Genomic DNA, 15,895 nt, shown 5'->3' on the forward strand with positions numbered 1-15,895 from the left:
CGGCTGCGCACTCTATGGTGGATCAAGACTCGCCGCCGTGGGGCGCGGTCTGTTCGCGGGAGAGAGCGGACAAAGGGAGGACAAAATTTGGCACAGTCGTCGAGAGGCGCGGATGGGCTTTCGTCCATTCCGGCCCTTTTGCAGCGCAACGCCGCGCAGTTCGGAGCCAAACCCGCCTACCGGGAGAAGGAATACGGGATCTGGCAAAGCTGGACCTGGGCCGAGGCGGAGCAGGAGATCGAGGCGCTGGCGCTGGGGCTGTTGACGCTTGGCGTGAACAAGGGCGATTTCGTTGCCGTTATCGGGCGCAACCGGCCCTATTTCTACTGGTCGATGGTCGCCGCGCAATCGGTGGGCGCGATCCCGGTGCCAGTCTACCAGGACAGTGCCAGCGACGAGATGGCCTATGTTCTGGACCATTGCGGCGCGCGGTTCGCCATCGTCGAGGACCAGGAGCAGGTCGACAAGATCATCGATATCCAGGATGAGCTGCACCTGTTCGAACATATCATTTATGTCGATCCCCGCGGTCTGCGGAAATACGATCATCACAAGCTGCACCAGTATAGCCACGTGCAAGAGCAGGGACGCGCGGCGCGTGAGGAATTCATTGGCGATCTGAAGGCGCGGCGGGATGCCCTGGATTACGACAGCACCTGCGTGATGCTGTATACCTCGGGGACCACCGGAAAGCCGAAGGGCGTGGTGCTGTCCAACCGCAACATCATCGAGGCGTCGAAATCGTCTTCGGAGTTCGATCACCTGACGCGGAACGAGGAGGTGCTGGCCTATCTGCCGATGGCGTGGGTGGGGGATTTCATCTTTTCCATCGGGCAGGCCTATTGGTGCGGATTCTGCGTGAACTGCCCGGAGAGCCCGGACACGATGCAGGTGGACCTGCGCGAGATCGGGCCGACATATTACTTCGCGCCGCCGCGGGTGTTCGAGACGCAGCTCACGAACGTGATGATCCGGATGGAGGATGCCAGCCGGATGAAGCAATGGCTGTTCCATACCTTCATGGAGCACGCGCGCAAGGTGGGGCCGGCGATCCTGGACGGGAAGAGCGTCAGTGGATGGGATCGGCTGAAATACCGCCTCGGCGGGCTGCTGGTGTACGGGCCGTTGAAGGATACGCTGGGCTTTGGCCGGGTGCGCGTGGGCTATACTGCCGGCGAGGCGATCGGGCCGGAGATCTTCGATTTCTACCGCTCGCTGGGGATCAACCTGAAGCAGCTTTACGGCCAGACCGAGGCGTCGGTGTTCATCACGCTGCAGCCCGATGGCGAGGTCTACAGCGACACGGTGGGCGTGGCCGCGCCCGGGGTGGAGTTGAAGATCGCCGAGAGCGGCGAGGTTTTCTATCGCGGCGACGGGGTGTTCGAGGAATACTACAAGAATGCCGAGAGCACGGCGAGCACCAAGGATGCCGAGGGCTGGGTCGCGACGGGCGATGCCGGGTTCATCGACGACAAGACCGGGCATCTGAAGATCATCGACCGGGCCAAGGATGTTGGCAAGATGGCCGATGGCAGCCTGTTTGCCCCCAAATACGTGGAAAACAAGCTGAAATTTTATCCCAACATCCTCGAGGCCGTGGTGTTCGGCAATGGGCGGGAGCAGTGCACGGCCTTCATTAACATCGACCTCAATGCCGTGGGCAACTGGGCCGAGCGGAACAATATCGGCTATGCCTCCTACCAGGAGCTGGCGGGGCATCCGCGCGTGCTGGAGACGGTTAAGGAGCATGTGGAAGAGGTGAACCGGAGCTTGGCCGAGGATCCGATGCTGGCGCATTGCCAGGTGCATCGCTTCCTGGTGCTGCACAAGGAGCTGGATGCCGACGATGGCGAGATGACCCGGACGCGGAAGGTGCGGCGGGGCGTGATCTCGGAGAAGTTCGAGGAGTTGCTGGCGGCGCTTTATGACGGCTCGACGGAGAAGTTCACCACGACGGAAGTCACCTATGAGGATGGGCGCAAGGGCAGCATTTCGGCCACGCTGAAGATCGTGGATGCCGAGGTGGTGCCGGTGGCGCAGGAGAAGGTGGCGGCGGAATGACGGGACGACGCTCAGCTGCGCTTTCGCCCCGCCCGCCATCCCGTCTCGCGTTGGGAGAGTTTTGATGCTTGATCAGACCGAAGGTTACACCACCGAGGATGGCCGCAAGATTGGCGGCGTGGTGATGGAGATGAAGAACATCACGCTGCGGTTTGGCGGGGTGGTGGCGATCCAGGACATTTCGTTTGACGTGCGGGAGGGCGAGATCCGGGCGATCATCGGGCCCAATGGCGCGGGCAAATCCTCGATGCTGAACGTGATCTCGGGCTTCTACAATCCGCAGGAGGGCGAGGTCTGGTACAAGGGCGAAAAGCGCCCGCAGATGAAGCCTTACCAAGTGGCGCAGCAGGGGATTGCACGGACGTTCCAGAACATCGCCCTGTTCGAGGGGATGAGCGTGCTGGACAACGTGATGACGGGGCGCATTCGGCAGATGAAATCAGGGCTGTTTTCGCAGTCGTTTTGGAAGGGCAAGGCCGAGCGCGAGGAGGTGGAGAACCGGGCTTTCGTGGAGCGGATCATCGACTTTCTGGAGATCCAGCACATTCGCAAGACGCCGGTGGGGCGGCTGCCCTATGGGTTGAAGAAGCGGGTGGAGCTGGCGCGGGCGCTGGCGGCGGAGCCGTCGATCCTGCTGCTGGACGAGCCGATGGCGGGGATGAACGTCGAGGAGAAGGAGGACATGAGCCGCTTTGTCCTTGATGTGAATGACGAGTTCGGGACGACCATTGTGCTGATCGAGCATGACATGGGCGTGGTGATGGATCTCAGCGACCGTGTCGTGGTGATGGATTACGGCAAGAAGATCGGCGACGGCACGCCGGACGAGGTGCGCAGCAACCAGGCGGTGATCGACGCTTACCTGGGGGTGGCGCATGATTGAACGGTGGCGGTCCGGGCGGCCAAAAATTTTCGAAAATTTTTGTCAAATTTCTTCGAAGAAATTTGGCGCGGAGGTGAGAGATGCCTGATCAGTTGATTTTCGGGATGGAAGTGTTCCTGAACGGCCTTATGGCCGGGGTTCTGTATGCGCTTGTCGCGCTGGGCTTCGTGCTGATCTACAAGGCGTCGGGGATCTTCAATTACGCGCAAGGCGTGATGGCGCTGTTCGCGGCGCTGACGTTGGTGGGGATCATGGAAGGGCAGGTGCCGTTTTCGCACCTGATTAACGCGATCTTCGGCACGGAAATCCACCATTTCGGCTGGCACGTGCCGGCGCTGGCGGCGATCCTGCTGACCATGGTGGTGATGGTTGCGCTGGCCTGGGCGGTCAACACCTTCATCTTCAAGCACCTGGTGAACCAGGAGCCGATCATCCTGTTCATGGCGACGATTGGCCTTGCCTATTTCCTCGAAGGGTTCGGGGACATGATGTGGGGATCGGATATCAAGACGATGGATGTGGGCCTGCCGCAGGGGATCAACGAGGTGATCGACGAGACCACGGCGGGGTGGTTCGGATACGGCTTTTTCATCGACAACCTGGACATCGTGGCGACGGTGATCGCGGCCGCGCTGGTGTTCACGCTGATCGTGTTCGCGCAATACACCAAGCAGGGCCGCGCGATGCGGGCGGTGGCGGATGACCACCAGGCGGCGCTGTCGGTGGGCATTTCGTTGAACTTCATCTGGGTGATGGTGTGGTCACTGGCCGGGTTCGTCGCGCTGGTCGCGGGGATCATGTGGGGCACCAAGTCGGGCGTGCAGTTCTCGTTGTCGCTGATCGCGCTGAAGGCGTTGCCGGTGCTGATGCTGGGCGGCTTCACCTCGATCCCCGGGGCCATCGTGGGCGGTTTGCTGATCGGCGTCGGAGAGAAGCTGTTCGAATTCGCCATTGGCGCGCCCTACCTGGGCGGGGCGACGGAGATCTGGTTTGCCTATGTGCTGGCGCTGATCTTCCTGGTGTTCCGGCCGCAGGGCCTGTTCGGCGAGAAGATCATCGAGAGGGTGTGAGCCATGGGCCTTGAACAGAGCATAGACTGCCCGGATTGCGGCACGCCCATCGCAATAGAGACGCGGGCGCTGATGGAAGGGGCGTCGTTTGCCTGTGGCAATTGCGGCGCGGAGATTTCGATGGCGGGACGCGCCGGGGAAAGCTGGGGCGCGGCGCAGGCGAAGTTCGCGGCGCTGAAGGCGGATATGCTGAAGGCCGGGGAGGGCAAGACATGAGACAGGTGATCGCGATCTTGAACGTGGTCGCATGGTCGGGGTTCTGGGCCTTCGGGTACCTGGCGCTGACCTCGGGCGTGGATCAGAGCGGACAGATGGTGGTGGCCGCGATCCTGGCGGCGCTGGGCGGCGGCACGGGGATGCTGGCGTATTTCTGGCTGGTGCGGCACGCCGAGGAGACGGGCTATGCCCGGCCCGCGAACCGCGTGGCGAAGCGGGAGGATGACGATGCGGAACCGGTTTGAGCGGACCTGGGCATGTGACGTACCTGGAGGAGAGATCTGATGTTTTATCGTGAGGCGGGCGACTTCAAGACGTCCTACGTGGCGGACAGCCAGACCTTTCCGATCAAGTTCGACAGGTTCCGCTATTACGCGGTCTTGCTGGTGGCGTTTGCCGTCGTGCCCTTCGTGATCAACGACTATTGGGTGAACGCGGTCTTCCTGCCGTTCCTGATCTATTCGATCGCCGCGATCGGGCTGAACATACTTGTGGGCTATTGCGGGCAGGTGAGCCTGGGGACCGGGGGGTTCATGGCCGTGGGGGCCTATGCCTGTTACAAGCTGATGACCGGGTTTCCCGAGGTGAGCATTTTTGTCCACGTGATCATCTCGGGCGGAATCACGGCGGGGGTCTGCGTGCTCTTTGGCCTGCCGAGCCTGCGGATCAAGGGGTTCTACCTGGCGGTGGCGACGCTGGCGGCGCAATTCTTTCTCGTGTGGCTCTTCAACCGGGTGGGGTGGTTCTACAATTACTCGGCCTCGGGGCAGATCAACGCGCCGGAGCGGACGGTGCTGGGCGTGCCCATCACGGGGGCCGAGACCGCGCCCTGGGCCGCGTACCTGTTCTGCCTGGTGTTCACCGTGGTTTGTGCGCTCGTGGCGCGGAACCTGACGCGGGGTATGCAGGGGCGGCAGTGGATGGCGATCCGGGACATGGACATCGCTGCCGAGATCATCGGGGTCAATCCGCTGAAGGCCAAGCTGAGCGCTTTTGCCGTGTCGGGCTTTTTCGTCGGGATTGCGGGAGCGCTGTTCTTTGCCGTCTACCTTGGCGCCGTGGAAGTGGGTGAGGTCTTTGGCATCAACAAGTCGTTCCTCGTGCTGTTCATGGTCATCATCGGCGGGCTGGGCTCGATCTTCGGCTCCTTCGCCGGGGCGGCGTTCCTGGTGCTGTTGCCGGTGCTGTTGAAGAACGTGCTGGTGGGCGGCCTGGGCTGGCCCACGGACCTGGCGGCGCATTTCGAGTTCATCATCGTGGGCGGGCTGATCGTGATATTCCTGGTGGCCGAGCCGCACGGGCTGGCGCAGCTGTGGCGGGTGGCCAAGGAGAAATTGAGACTATGGCCCTTCCCGCATTAGGGGGCGGCATGGCGGGATGAAATCCCGCCCTACGAGTTGGGCGAGGAAAACGCCCATGACGAGACATCGGACATACCAAGGGAGGATCAAACCGATGAAACAGAAACTGCTGACAGCGATTGCGGCTGTGGCGATGGTGGCCAGCCCCGCGCTTGCGGAGCTGACCATCGTCGATACCAGCTATCGCACCGGGCCTTATGCTGCGAACGGCATTCCGTTCTCGGATGGCTACCAGGATTATTTCACCCTGCTGAACGAGCGTGACGGCGGCATCGGCGGCGAGATGATCAACCTGATCGAATGCGAGACCGGGTACAACACCGAGAAGGGTGTGGAGTGCTACGAGGCGACCAAGGGCGAAGGCGCGCTGGTGTATCAGCCGCTGTCCACCGGCATCACCTATCAGCTGATCCCGAAGGCGACCGCCGACGGTATCCCGCTTCACACGATGGGCTATGGCCGCACCAGCGCCAAGGCCGGGGAGGTGTTCAAGTGGGTGTTCAACTATCCCGCCAACTACTGGGACGGCGCGTCGCTGGCGATCACGCACCTGTCGGAGCAGAATGACGGCGACCTGAGCGGCAAGAAAGTGGCGCTCGTGTATCACAACTCCGCCTATGGCAAGGAGCCGATCCGGACGCTGGAGAAGCTGGCGGAGAAGCATGGTTACGAGCTGATGCTGCTGCCGGTGGATCATCCGGGCCAGGAGCAGAAGTCGCAGTGGTTGCAGGTGCGCCAGCAGCGCCCGGACTACGTGATCATGTGGGGCTGGGGCGTGATGAACCAGGTCGCGATCCAGGAAGCCGTGAACATCCGGTTCCCGATGGAGAACTTCATCGGTATCTGGTGGTCCGGCTCGGAGAACGACGTGAAATCCGCCGGGGCCGGGGCCGATGGATACAAGGCGCTGACCTTCCACAACCTCGGGTCCGATTACCCGATCTACGACGATATCCAGACGCATGTCGTGGATACCGGCAACGCCGCCGGTGCGGGCGACCAGATCGGCTCGGTTCTTTATAACCGGGGCATGTATGCCGCGATGCTGGCCGCCGAGGCGATCAAGACCGCGCAGGAGATGCATGGCACCGCCGCGATCAATGCTGCCCAGATGCGCGACGGCATGGAGAACCTGGAAATGACCGAAGAGAAGATGGCCGCGCTTGGCCTTCCGAACTTTGGCCCCGAGTTCAAGGTGTCGTGCGAGAACCATGGCGGCAACGGCTTTGGCGCCGTGTCGCAGTGGAACGCGGAGGCCGGCGAGTTCGACCTGATCACCGAGTACTACCAGTCGGACCAGGAGATCATCCAACCGCTGGTGGAAGAGGACTCGGCCGCCTTTGCCGAGGAGAACGGCATCGAGCCGGGGTGCTGATCTGACGCTATTTCCCCGGCCGCTGCACAGGGTGGCGGCCGGGGGATTTCGAGTATTTGAAGAACAGTGAAAGCCGGGGGCGCGCCTGTGCCCCGGGATGAGCGCGGGAGAGTTGAGCCATGGCCGAGGCCGCCGTCGAGACGCAGGAAAACCTGCTTGAGGTGAACAATATCGAGGTGATCTACAATCACGTGATCCTCGTGCTGAAGGGTGTGAGCCTGAGCGTGCCGAAGGGCGGGATCACGGCGCTTCTGGGCGGCAACGGGGCTGGCAAGACCACGACGCTGAAGGCGATTTCCAACCTATTGAAGTCCGAGCGGGGTGAAGTCACCAAGGGCAACATCCGGTACCGTGGCGAGCGGGTGCAGGACCTTGTGCCGTCGGAGCTGGTGAAGAAGGGCGTGATCCAGGTGATGGAGGGGCGGCATTGCTTCGAGCACCTGACGGTGGAGGAGAACCTGCTGACCGGGGCCTATACACGCGGGTCGAGCAAGGGGGAGATCGAGAAGGATCTGGACCTTGTGTACGAATATTTTCCGCGCCTGAAGGAGCGGCGACGGAGCCAGGCGGGATACACGTCCGGCGGCGAGCAGCAGATGTGCGCGATCGGGCGCGCGCTGATGTCGCGGCCCGAGACGATCCTGCTGGACGAGCCCAGCATGGGGCTGGCGCCGCAGCTGGTGGAGCAGATTTTCGGGATCGTGAAGTCGCTGAACGAGGAGGAGGGCTATACCTTCCTGCTGGCGGAGCAGAACACCAACGTGGCGCTGCGGTTCGCGCAGTATGGATACATCCTGGAAAGTGGGCGCGTGGTGATGGACGGGCCAGCGAAGGAGCTTCGCGAGAACCCGGATGTGAAGGAATTCTACCTCGGGATGTCGGACGAGGGGCGCAAGTCTTTTCGCGACGTGCGCAGCTATCGCCGCCGCAAGCGGTGGCTTTCATGAGCGACAGTGTCTGGTTCTTCGCCTACCCGGAACCGACGCCGCCGAACGCTGGCGCCTTGCTTGACGGCACGATTGCCGACTTGGTTGGGCAGGGTATCATACGACAGGACCGGGAACCGGAGGCCATTCTTGGTGCGCCGAGAGGGCCGGTGCATCGACCGGCGCCGGCGGGCGTTGCCCTTGCGGGGCGTTTCGGATCGTTTTCTGAACTGCTGACCAACGGTGCGGAGTTCTGCCCGTCGCTGATCTTCAACTTCGGTCCGTTGAACACGGACACGCTTGAATGTCGTCGGTGCAAGGTGTCGATCTCGAACGAGGACCCCGAGGCCTTTGACGATCAGATTAACGAGATCGGAGATGCGGTGGCCGATGCCGATTTTTCGGACACGGCTGTCACGTGCATAACCTGCGGGGCCGAGACATCGGTGAATGATTGGGCGTCCGAGGGGGGCTTTATCATTGCCGGGTTCGGCGTGGGCTTGTGGAACTGGCCCTATGGCACGCCGTTGATGGAGGCGGTCAGGGACAGCCTGGAGCGGACGGTCGGGCGGCCCGGCCTTTCCGCGGACGGCTACCGGATATGAGCGCGGTGGGGCGCATGCCGAATTGGGCGCAGGGCCATGATTGGTCCGGTTCAGGTGTCTTTCGTCAGTTCCGCCCGCATCTCTTCGATCAGGGCCAGAGCCTCGGTGCGGGTGTTGCGGATGTTGGGGCGGAAGCCCTGGGATTCGGCGCGCAGGCGGATGTCTTCCTCGGTTTCCGACCCGGCGGCGTAGCGGGCCGAGCCGAGCGAGGCGGCCTCGTTCAGCCGCTTGCCGCGATGGGCGTATTGCACCCAGGCGGCGGGCAGGATCTCGCAGCCGTTGAGATTGACGAGGAAGAACCAGCGGCGGTCGGTGGCGCGGATGCGCTCCTCGATGTGGTCGTAGAAATCGTTGACGTCGCGGCTGTGGTGAAACGTGAAATGCGAGAAGTCCACGTCCATGATGACGGTCTCGGGATCGAACCGGATGCGGCGGACGAAATCGGCGGTGGTGTAGGTCGGGTCGTGCGTGACGCGGGCGCGCCGCGTGCTGGGCATCTCGGCGATGCGGGCGATGGCGGCGGTGCGGTCGGAGAAGAGGTTGGGATCGAACGCCTCGGTGTTGGCGGCGCGGAGGATCTGGCGCTTGGTTTCCTCGGACGCGTCGAAGCGGACCGAGCCCATGGAATGCGCCAGGTTGAGCGCGCGGCCCCGGCGGGAATAGGCCGTCCAGGCGGCGGGGTCGATACGGGTGCCATTGAGGTTCACGAGGAAGAACCACTTTTCCTCGCCGGTGGCGGCGATGCGCGCCTCGAGCCGGTCGTAGAAGGCGTTGACGGTGGCGCTGTCGGGGAAGTGGACGTCTCTGAAGTCGACCTCCATGATCTGCAGGTCGTCGTGAAATGTGATGCGCGCATCCAGCGCGGCGCGTTCGAGAGCGGGCGCGGTATCGGTGTCGGTCATGGTAGCAATCTCTTGTATCTGTCAGGCAAAAATTTCGTATACAATAGTATGCAATGAGTAACACGACGGTGCATGTCCGACCATCGGGCAGGCTGTCGCGAGATCAACGGCCGATGGAGGGCCAGCACATGAGCCAGTATTTCGATGATCTTGAAGCGCGCAAGTCCGCGGACCGCGCATCGGCCATTGCTCGCGCATTGGGCGAGCAGATCGAACGGGCGCAGGGGCTTGCGGGCTATGGCGATACGCTGGCGGGGGTCGCGCCGGGGGGTATCAAGAGCGTGGCTGACCTTGCCCGCTTGCCGGTGCTGCGCAAGGCGGACCTGGGGCAGGCGCAGAAGGCTGCGCCGCCGTTTGGCGGGCTGACGGTGGGCACGGCCTCGGGTTTTGCGCATGTGTTCCAGAGCCCCGGGCCGATTTACGAGCCGGGCGGCGCGGGGAATGACTGGTGGCGGATGGGGCGGTTTCTTCATGCCTGCGGCATCGGCGCGGGGGATATCGTGCAGAACTGTTTCGGCTATCACCTGACGCCCGCCGGCATGATGTTCGAGAACGGGGCACGGGCCGTCGGGGCGACGGTGCTGCCCGCCGGGACCGGGCAGACCGAGCTGCAGGTGCAGGCGGCGCATGACATCGGGACGACCGCCTATGCCGGGACGCCGGATTACCTGAAGGTGATCCTGGACAAGGCGGACGAGATGGGGCTGAACCTGCGCATCACCAAGGCCGCCGTGGGGGGCGGGGCGCTGTTTCCGTCGCTGCGGAAGGAATATGCGGATCGGGGCATTCAGTGCCTGCAATGCTATGCCACCGCCGATCTGGGCAACATCGCCTATGAAAGCCCGGCGCAGGAGGGGATGATCGTGGACGAGGGCGTTATCGTGGAGATCGTGACGCCCGGCACGGGCGATCCGGTGAAGCCCGGCGAAGTGGGAGAGGTCGTGGTGACCACGCTGAACCCGGACTATCCGCTGATCCGCTTTGCCACCGGCGACCTGAGCGCGGTGCTGGAGGGGGAAAGCCCCTGTGGGCGGACCAACATGCGGATCAAGGGCTGGATGGGGCGCGCCGACCAGACCACCAAGATCAAGGGCATGTTCGTGCGGCCCGAACAGGTGGCCGCGCTGGTGGCCAAGCATTCAGAGATTGCGCGCGCCCGGGTAGTGGCCAGCCGCGAAGGCGAGATGGACGTGATGACCGTGCAGATCGAGGCCGATGGCGGCGCGCCCGAGGCCTATGCGGCGACGGTGAGCGACGTGCTGAAGCTGAAGGGCAAGATCGAGGTCGTGGCCCGGGGCAGCCTGCCCAACGATGGCAAGGTGATCGAGGATTTGCGCAGCTACGAGTGACGGCGCCGCCTTTGGATAGGGCGCGGAAAGTGCGCTTGAGGTTAAGGCGGTGTTTAGGGAAACGCGCACTCGCTGCAGGTCGGCCGCGTCGTTCAAAATGCAATGCACCTTGGCGATGTAACGCGCCAGGTTGGCCTCGGAGGGCGGGTGTCCAAGGGTCGGGCTTGCACCGAACGCGGATCAGCCCGACGTGCCTTGCCGACCTTCGAGGCGACCTGTCCTGGCAGCTCCAGCTACGCGACGGCGCGCGCTTCCAGATCCAGGCGCATGGTTGCCATGCCGTGCCGGCGGGACAGTTCCTCGTAGCCGGCCGAGAGATAGGCGTTGAACGCCGGAGCGTTGTCGGTTTCCACTTTCAAGGTCAGAACCAATGCGCCGAGGTCCTCGGCCGCCTGCTCGACGAGCTTGGCCAATTCCGCGCCGGACCCGCCGCGCACCTCTTCGGAGAGGTAGACGTAGGTCAGGTGCCGCACTTCCGGTCCGATCCCTTCGCGCAACGCGAAGAATCCGATGTCCCGTTCTGAAGTATCCTGAAGGTAAAAGGACACATCCGTGGACTCTCCCAGCCAATTGCGATGCCATTCCATCTCGTCGAAGGGCACTTTTGCATTGGGGTTGAGCAGGGGGATATCCGCATTCGGCAGCATATCTGCCAACGGGGCCAAATCGCGGTCGTGGTTGCGACGCAGTGTGAGTGTCATGGGTCCTTCCTTCGGCTGGTCTCGGCGCGAATGCACCGGAATGTCTCTATGAAGGCGTGCGCCTGACATATAAGCCCCGCCCGCGTCAACCGGGGGAGCGGATCGCGGCACCTACCTGCAGCCTTGGCTGGTGAAGGCGAAGGGAGGGGGCAACTTCGCGAGCCGGTATTATCTTGTCCTGCTGTTCTCCAACGATCCGGACGGCGCGAAATCCGCGCCGCCGGTCTTTACATTCTGATCAAATTCCGGGCAGCTAGGCGCATGAATGCGCATCTCAAGGGGCTGCTGCTGACCACGCTGGGCGTGTTGTTCGTAGTGCCCGACTCTCTTTTCGTGCGGCTGATCGAGGCAGAGCCGCTGGTCGTGGCCTTCTGGCGCGGGATCACCGCGGGGGTTTTCATCCTGGTGGGCGTGCTGGCCTTCATGCCGCGCGGGTCGACCCGTGCCGCGCTCAGCACCGGCTGGCCGGGCGTCATCTACATCGTGCTGATGGGCTCGACCGCGCCGGGATTCGTGCTGGCCGTGACGCAGACCAGCGTGGCGAACGTGGTCTTCATCTTTGCCTCGATGCCGGTTTTCGCGGCGATCTTCGGCAAGGTTTTCCTGGGTGAAGGGATCAGCAAGCGCATGGTGCTGACCATGCTGGGGGTTTTCGTGGGCCTGGCGATCATCGCCTATGGCTCGGGCGAGAACGAGATTGCCAGCTGGAAGGGCGACGTCTGGGCCGTCATCGTCTGCGCCTCTTACGCGGGGGCGCTGACGGCGGTGCGGCAGTTGAAGGATGTCTCGATGATCCCGGCCATTCCGGTAGCCTATATCGGGGCGGGGCTGGTGGTGCTGCCCTTCGTGTCGCCGTGGGTGCCGGTCGCGGCGCAATGGCATTTGTTTGCGCTGCACGGGGGCTTCATCGCGGTCGCCACGTGCTTTCTCACGTTGGGGCCGCGCTATATCAGCTCGGCGGAGGTGTCGCTGCTGATCTTGCTGGAATCGGTGCTGGCGCCGCTGCTGGTCTGGGCCGTGGTGGGCGAGGACCCGGGGCGCTGGGCCATCGTCGGCGGCGCCGTGGTGATCGGGGCGCTGCTGGTGTCGAACATGGTGGCGCTGCGGCGGCGGCGATGAGCGGCGCGGAGGATGACCCGGGTGGTGAGGCACCCTGCTTCGCGCAGGACGTCGTGGGCGGCCATGTCGTGGATGCGCAAACGCGGGCCGACGTGGCGCAGTTTCGCAAGAGCGATCGCGCCCGGCTTTATGCCCTGCGCAAGGAGTTGTCGCAGGACGAGCTGGCCCGGCAGGCGGCGGCCGTGATGGCGACGCTTGACCGCGTTCTGGAGGATGTGGCGGGCAAGGCGGTTGCCGGGTACTGGCCGATCCGTGGCGAGTTGGACCTGCGGTCGTGGTTCGGCCGGGCAGGCGCGGCGGGGGCGCAGGTGGCGCTGCCGGTGGTGGTGGAAAAGGGCCGCGCGGTTCAGTTTCATCTTTGGCAGCCCGGCGCGAAGATGACGCGCGGCATCTGGAACATTCCGGTTCCCGCCGAGGCGCGCCCGGTCGCGCCCGAAATCGTCATCGTGCCGCTGCTGGGGGTCGATGATGGCTGTTACCGGCTGGGCAATGGCGGCGGGTATTACGACATGACGCTGGCCGCGCTGACGCCGCGGCCAAGGGTGATCGGGGTGGGACATGATTTCTGCCCCGTCCAGACGATCTTTCCGCAGCCCTGGGACGTGCCGATGGACGAGGTGATCCTGGGCGACGGGTCGCATGTGCGCCGGGGTGAATGACCGCTGCAAGCGTGGTTCCCGTGGCCGGTGCCGGGCATTCGAGTATTTTGAGCAAGAAAAAGTCCGGGCGCGCGTCCCATGAAACGAAAAGGTTTCTTCCAGTGTTGGACTTGTAACACCATGGAAGGACATGCGTATGCCCGACGATCTGCACTTCAATGGCAACACTGGCCTTCAATCGACAATCCGGGGCCTGCATGGAACGCCCGTCGCGCCTCTGCCCTTCCTGAAAGGTGTCGTGGTGCGATCCTTTGTGCTGGAGCGACCGCAAGGCCACGTTATCCTTTACAATTCACCGGGCATCGACGCGGCGGCGACGGATATCCGCGCCCTTGGCCCGATCGAACGGTTGCTGCTGAACCACCAGCACGAAGCGATGTTCGGCGCTCCGGATCTGGAGGCCCCGGCCTATGTCCACGCAGAGGATGAAGGCCGGACCGATATGCCACTTGCAGGCACCTTTTCCGACCGGCAGAGGCTCGGTGACGATCTTGAAATCATCCCGACCCCCGGTCACACGCCCGGCACCACGGCATTTCTCTGGGACAGTGGCGACCTACGTCTGCTGTTCCCGGGAGATTCGATCTGGGTGCAGGGCGGTGAATGGAAGGCCGTGCTGCTGGGCGACAGCGACCGCGCGGCCTATATCGCAAGCCTCTCGCTGCTGATGGATGTGACGTTCGACGTGCTGGTGCCTTGGGGTGTCGAGGAGGGGGAGCCCTATGGATACGGAGTCTCCCCCAAACAGGCGCGAAGCCATCTCGACGCGATACGACGACGCCTTGAACGCGGTGAAAACGCCTGATTGAAACCGGGAGTGCAAGCGTATGCGTTGGGCTTGAAGCTGGCTGTGAGGTCGCGCTGCTTTTTCTTGCCGTAAATACTCTGAATCCGGCGCCCGAGCCGGGCGCCGTCAGAAATCGACCGTCACGCCGGGCAGGTTCAGGGCCTTGACCAGGTCACGCAGTTCCTGACGGGCGGCGACGTTGGAGATGTTGAGCCCCTTCACGCCGATATCCTTGAGGTCCAGGAGGGTCAGGCCGCGCGGGAAAAGCTCGCGGAAAATGACGCGTTCGTTGAAGCCGGGGGCGGTGCGAAATCCGATGCGCTTGGCGAGGTTTTCCAGCGCCGCGCCCATCTTTTCCTTGTTCACCATCTGCTGCGCACCGAGGCGGTTGCGCACGACGATCCAGTCGATCGGTTTCAGACCCGCCTGCGCGCGCAGCTGCCGCGCGTTCCAGACCATCTCGGAATAGACCGAGGGGCCGAGGATCTTCAGCCCGTCGGTGTCGACATGGGCGAGGAGGTCGAAATCGACGAAGCTGTCGTTCAGCGGCGTGATCAGGGTATCGGCAAGCGAGTGTGCCACCTGGCTGAGCCGTGTGTGCGAGCCGGGGCAGTCGATGATGATGAAGTCGCTGTCGGGTTCGAGTTGCGCCACCGCCGCCGAGAGCCGGCGGTCATAGACGTTCTCGCCGGGTTTCAGCTTGTCGGCGTCGACCTCGGGCAGGTCGTGGTAATGCGGGCCGGGCAGCTCGAGTCCGGCTTTTTCGAGATAGGCCGTGCGGTTGTGAGCGTAGCGCCCAAAGGTCTTTTGCCGCAGGTCAAGGTCGAGCGCGCTGACGTTGTACCCCATCCGGGCGAGGGCCGTGGCCACATGCATCGAGACGGTTGATTTGCCCGCCCCGCCCTTTTCGTTTCCGACGACGATTATATGTGCCATGCCCGTGCCCCTTTGCCCCGCTTTTTGACCCGGCGAACTGCCTTGCAGGTTTGGACGCTACTTTATGGTGTATGGCCGGCCGGTTGAAGCCGGTTTGAGACGATCGCGCCGAAATATTGCATTTGCGCCATGCCGGGGCCCCAAACGAAAAACGCCGCCCCGGGTGGAGCGGCGTTTCGATGTCGCGGACGCGGGTGGCTTAGAAGCCGAGGCCGGCGTACTTGTTCTTGAACTTCGACACGCGGCCGCCGGAATCCATCAGGCGGGTGCCGCCGCCGGTCCAGGCGGGGTGCACTGAGGGGTCGACGTCGAGCGACAGGGTGTCGCCTTCGCTGCCCCAGGTCGAGCGCATCTGGACGACGGTGCCGTCGGTCATCTTCACGTCGATGAAGTGATAATCGGGGTGCAGATCTTTTTTCATCTGGTCCGCTCCTTACGCGTTTGCGCCCGACTTGGGCTTGTAGGTGGTGTCTTCTGCGATCCGGGCCGACTTGCCGCGGCGCTGGCGCAGGTAATAGAGCTTGGCGCGGCGGACGCGGCCACGGCGCACGACTTCGATGCTGTCGATGTTGGTCGAGTAGAGCGGGAACACCCGTTCCACGCCTTCACCGAAGGAAATCTTGCGAATGGTGAACGAGCCGGCGATGCCTTCGCCGTTCTTGCGGCTGATGCAGACGCCTTCGAAGTTCTGCACCCGGCTACGTGTGCCTTCGGTCACCTTGAAGCCGACGCGCACGGTGTCGCCGGCTTTGAAGTCGGGGATGGTTTTCCCCAGTTCGGCGATTTGTTCCGCCTCGATTTCAGCGATCAGGTCCATCTGATCCACTCCTATGTTGCTTGCGGTTGTCCCGCAAAGGTGATGCGCGGCCTTGAGAGCTCCTGGTCTTCTATCGGGTCCACTTGGAAGTGCCCGCCGGAGGTCAGGTCGTCATGTCTTTTGTCTCT

At 63.3% G+C, this 15,895-nt stretch carries 18 protein-coding genes; 13 read left to right on the forward strand and 5 right to left on the reverse strand.

Annotated features, from left to right (window positions below; translation table 11 throughout):
• Positions 1 to 87 precede the first annotated feature (87 nt).
• The 9 genes from C2I35_RS09930 to C2I35_RS09970 all read left to right on the forward strand — a co-directional run bounded on the left by C2I35_RS09930 (position 88) and on the right by C2I35_RS09970 (position 8,497).
• The gene (locus tag C2I35_RS09930) at positions 88 to 2,061 is read left to right on the forward strand and encodes an AMP-binding protein (RefSeq protein WP_103762873.1); all 1,974 of its coding nucleotides are present in this window, start codon (positions 88 to 90) and stop codon (positions 2,059 to 2,061) included.
• Between the two features lie 64 nt (positions 2,062 to 2,125).
• Complete coding sequence (locus C2I35_RS09935) at positions 2,126 to 2,944, forward strand: ABC transporter ATP-binding protein (RefSeq protein ID WP_103762874.1); 819 nt, start codon at positions 2,126 to 2,128, stop codon at positions 2,942 to 2,944.
• Positions 2,945 to 3,024: 80 nt separating this feature from the next.
• Positions 3,025 to 4,014: a branched-chain amino acid ABC transporter permease gene (locus C2I35_RS09940; protein WP_103762875.1), complete on the forward strand. Its 990-nt coding sequence runs from the start codon at positions 3,025 to 3,027 to the stop codon at positions 4,012 to 4,014.
• Between the two features lie 3 nt (positions 4,015 to 4,017).
• On the forward strand, positions 4,018 to 4,230 hold the full coding sequence (locus C2I35_RS09945) for a hypothetical protein (protein ID WP_103762876.1): 213 nt from the start codon (positions 4,018 to 4,020) through the stop codon (positions 4,228 to 4,230).
• Positions 4,227 to 4,475, forward strand: a complete 249-nt coding sequence (locus tag C2I35_RS09950) for a hypothetical protein (RefSeq protein ID WP_103762877.1) — start codon at positions 4,227 to 4,229, stop codon at positions 4,473 to 4,475. Before C2I35_RS09945 ends, C2I35_RS09950 begins: the two co-directional genes overlap by 4 nt.
• Before the next feature lie 39 nt (positions 4,476 to 4,514).
• Complete coding sequence (locus C2I35_RS09955) at positions 4,515 to 5,591, forward strand: branched-chain amino acid ABC transporter permease (protein WP_103762878.1); 1,077 nt, start codon at positions 4,515 to 4,517, stop codon at positions 5,589 to 5,591.
• A gap of 94 nt (positions 5,592 to 5,685) precedes the next feature.
• Entirely contained in the window at positions 5,686 to 6,966 is a 1,281-nt protein-coding gene (locus tag C2I35_RS09960) for an ABC transporter substrate-binding protein (RefSeq protein ID WP_103762879.1), read from the forward strand.
• 119 nt (positions 6,967 to 7,085) lie between these two features.
• Positions 7,086 to 7,913: an ABC transporter ATP-binding protein gene (locus C2I35_RS09965; RefSeq protein ID WP_103762880.1), complete on the forward strand. Its 828-nt coding sequence runs from the start codon at positions 7,086 to 7,088 to the stop codon at positions 7,911 to 7,913.
• Positions 7,910 to 8,497, forward strand: coding sequence for a hypothetical protein (locus C2I35_RS09970; protein WP_103762881.1), 588 nt, complete (start codon positions 7,910 to 7,912; stop codon positions 8,495 to 8,497). The genes C2I35_RS09965 and C2I35_RS09970 overlap by 4 nt, the downstream gene beginning before the upstream one ends.
• A gap of 50 nt (positions 8,498 to 8,547) precedes the next feature.
• Here C2I35_RS09970 and C2I35_RS09975 read toward each other — a convergent pair whose 3' ends face one another.
• Positions 8,548 to 9,399 (reverse strand): hypothetical protein, encoded by an 852-nt coding sequence (locus tag C2I35_RS09975; RefSeq protein ID WP_103762882.1) that lies wholly within the window; start codon positions 9,397 to 9,399, stop codon positions 8,548 to 8,550.
• A 128-nt stretch (positions 9,400 to 9,527) separates the two neighbouring features.
• Here C2I35_RS09975 and C2I35_RS09980 point away from each other — a divergent pair, with 128 nt between their 5' ends.
• On the forward strand, positions 9,528 to 10,748 hold the full coding sequence (locus C2I35_RS09980) for a phenylacetate--CoA ligase family protein (protein WP_103763008.1): 1,221 nt from the start codon (positions 9,528 to 9,530) through the stop codon (positions 10,746 to 10,748).
• A 233-nt stretch (positions 10,749 to 10,981) separates the two neighbouring features.
• Here C2I35_RS09980 and C2I35_RS09985 read toward each other — a convergent pair whose 3' ends face one another.
• The gene (locus C2I35_RS09985; protein ID WP_103762883.1) at positions 10,982 to 11,449 is read right to left on the reverse strand and encodes a GNAT family N-acetyltransferase; all 468 of its coding nucleotides are present in this window, start codon (positions 11,447 to 11,449) and stop codon (positions 10,982 to 10,984) included.
• Positions 11,450 to 11,710: 261 nt separating this feature from the next.
• Between C2I35_RS09985 and C2I35_RS09990 the strand changes: the two genes are divergently transcribed.
• The 3 genes from C2I35_RS09990 (at position 11,711) to C2I35_RS10000 (ending at position 14,032) form a co-directional block, all read left to right on the forward strand.
• Positions 11,711 to 12,568, forward strand: a complete 858-nt coding sequence (locus tag C2I35_RS09990) for a DMT family transporter (RefSeq protein ID WP_103762884.1) — start codon at positions 11,711 to 11,713, stop codon at positions 12,566 to 12,568.
• Complete coding sequence (locus tag C2I35_RS09995; protein ID WP_103762885.1) at positions 12,565 to 13,227, forward strand: 5-formyltetrahydrofolate cyclo-ligase; 663 nt, start codon at positions 12,565 to 12,567, stop codon at positions 13,225 to 13,227. The genes C2I35_RS09990 and C2I35_RS09995 overlap by 4 nt, the downstream gene beginning before the upstream one ends.
• A 136-nt stretch (positions 13,228 to 13,363) precedes the next feature.
• Complete coding sequence (locus tag C2I35_RS10000; protein WP_103762886.1) at positions 13,364 to 14,032, forward strand: MBL fold metallo-hydrolase; 669 nt, start codon at positions 13,364 to 13,366, stop codon at positions 14,030 to 14,032.
• A gap of 108 nt (positions 14,033 to 14,140) precedes the next feature.
• Here the strand turns inward: C2I35_RS10000 and C2I35_RS10005 are convergent, their stop codons facing one another.
• The 3 genes from C2I35_RS10005 to rplS all read right to left on the reverse strand — a co-directional run bounded on the left by C2I35_RS10005 (position 14,141) and on the right by rplS (position 15,767).
• Positions 14,141 to 14,950: a division plane positioning ATPase MipZ gene (locus C2I35_RS10005; protein WP_103762887.1), complete on the reverse strand. Its 810-nt coding sequence runs from the start codon at positions 14,948 to 14,950 to the stop codon at positions 14,141 to 14,143.
• Between the two features lie 199 nt (positions 14,951 to 15,149).
• On the reverse strand, positions 15,150 to 15,371 hold the full coding sequence (gene rpmE, locus C2I35_RS10010) for a 50S ribosomal protein L31 (RefSeq protein WP_103762888.1): 222 nt from the start codon (positions 15,369 to 15,371) through the stop codon (positions 15,150 to 15,152).
• 12 nt (positions 15,372 to 15,383) lie between these two features.
• Positions 15,384 to 15,767: a 50S ribosomal protein L19 gene (rplS, locus tag C2I35_RS10015; protein ID WP_103762889.1), complete on the reverse strand. Its 384-nt coding sequence runs from the start codon at positions 15,765 to 15,767 to the stop codon at positions 15,384 to 15,386.
• Positions 15,768 to 15,895: the final 128 nt, after the last annotated feature.

The organism is Roseovarius confluentis, assembly GCF_002917925.1.
Taxonomy (GTDB): domain Bacteria; phylum Pseudomonadota; class Alphaproteobacteria; order Rhodobacterales; family Rhodobacteraceae; genus Roseovarius; species Roseovarius confluentis.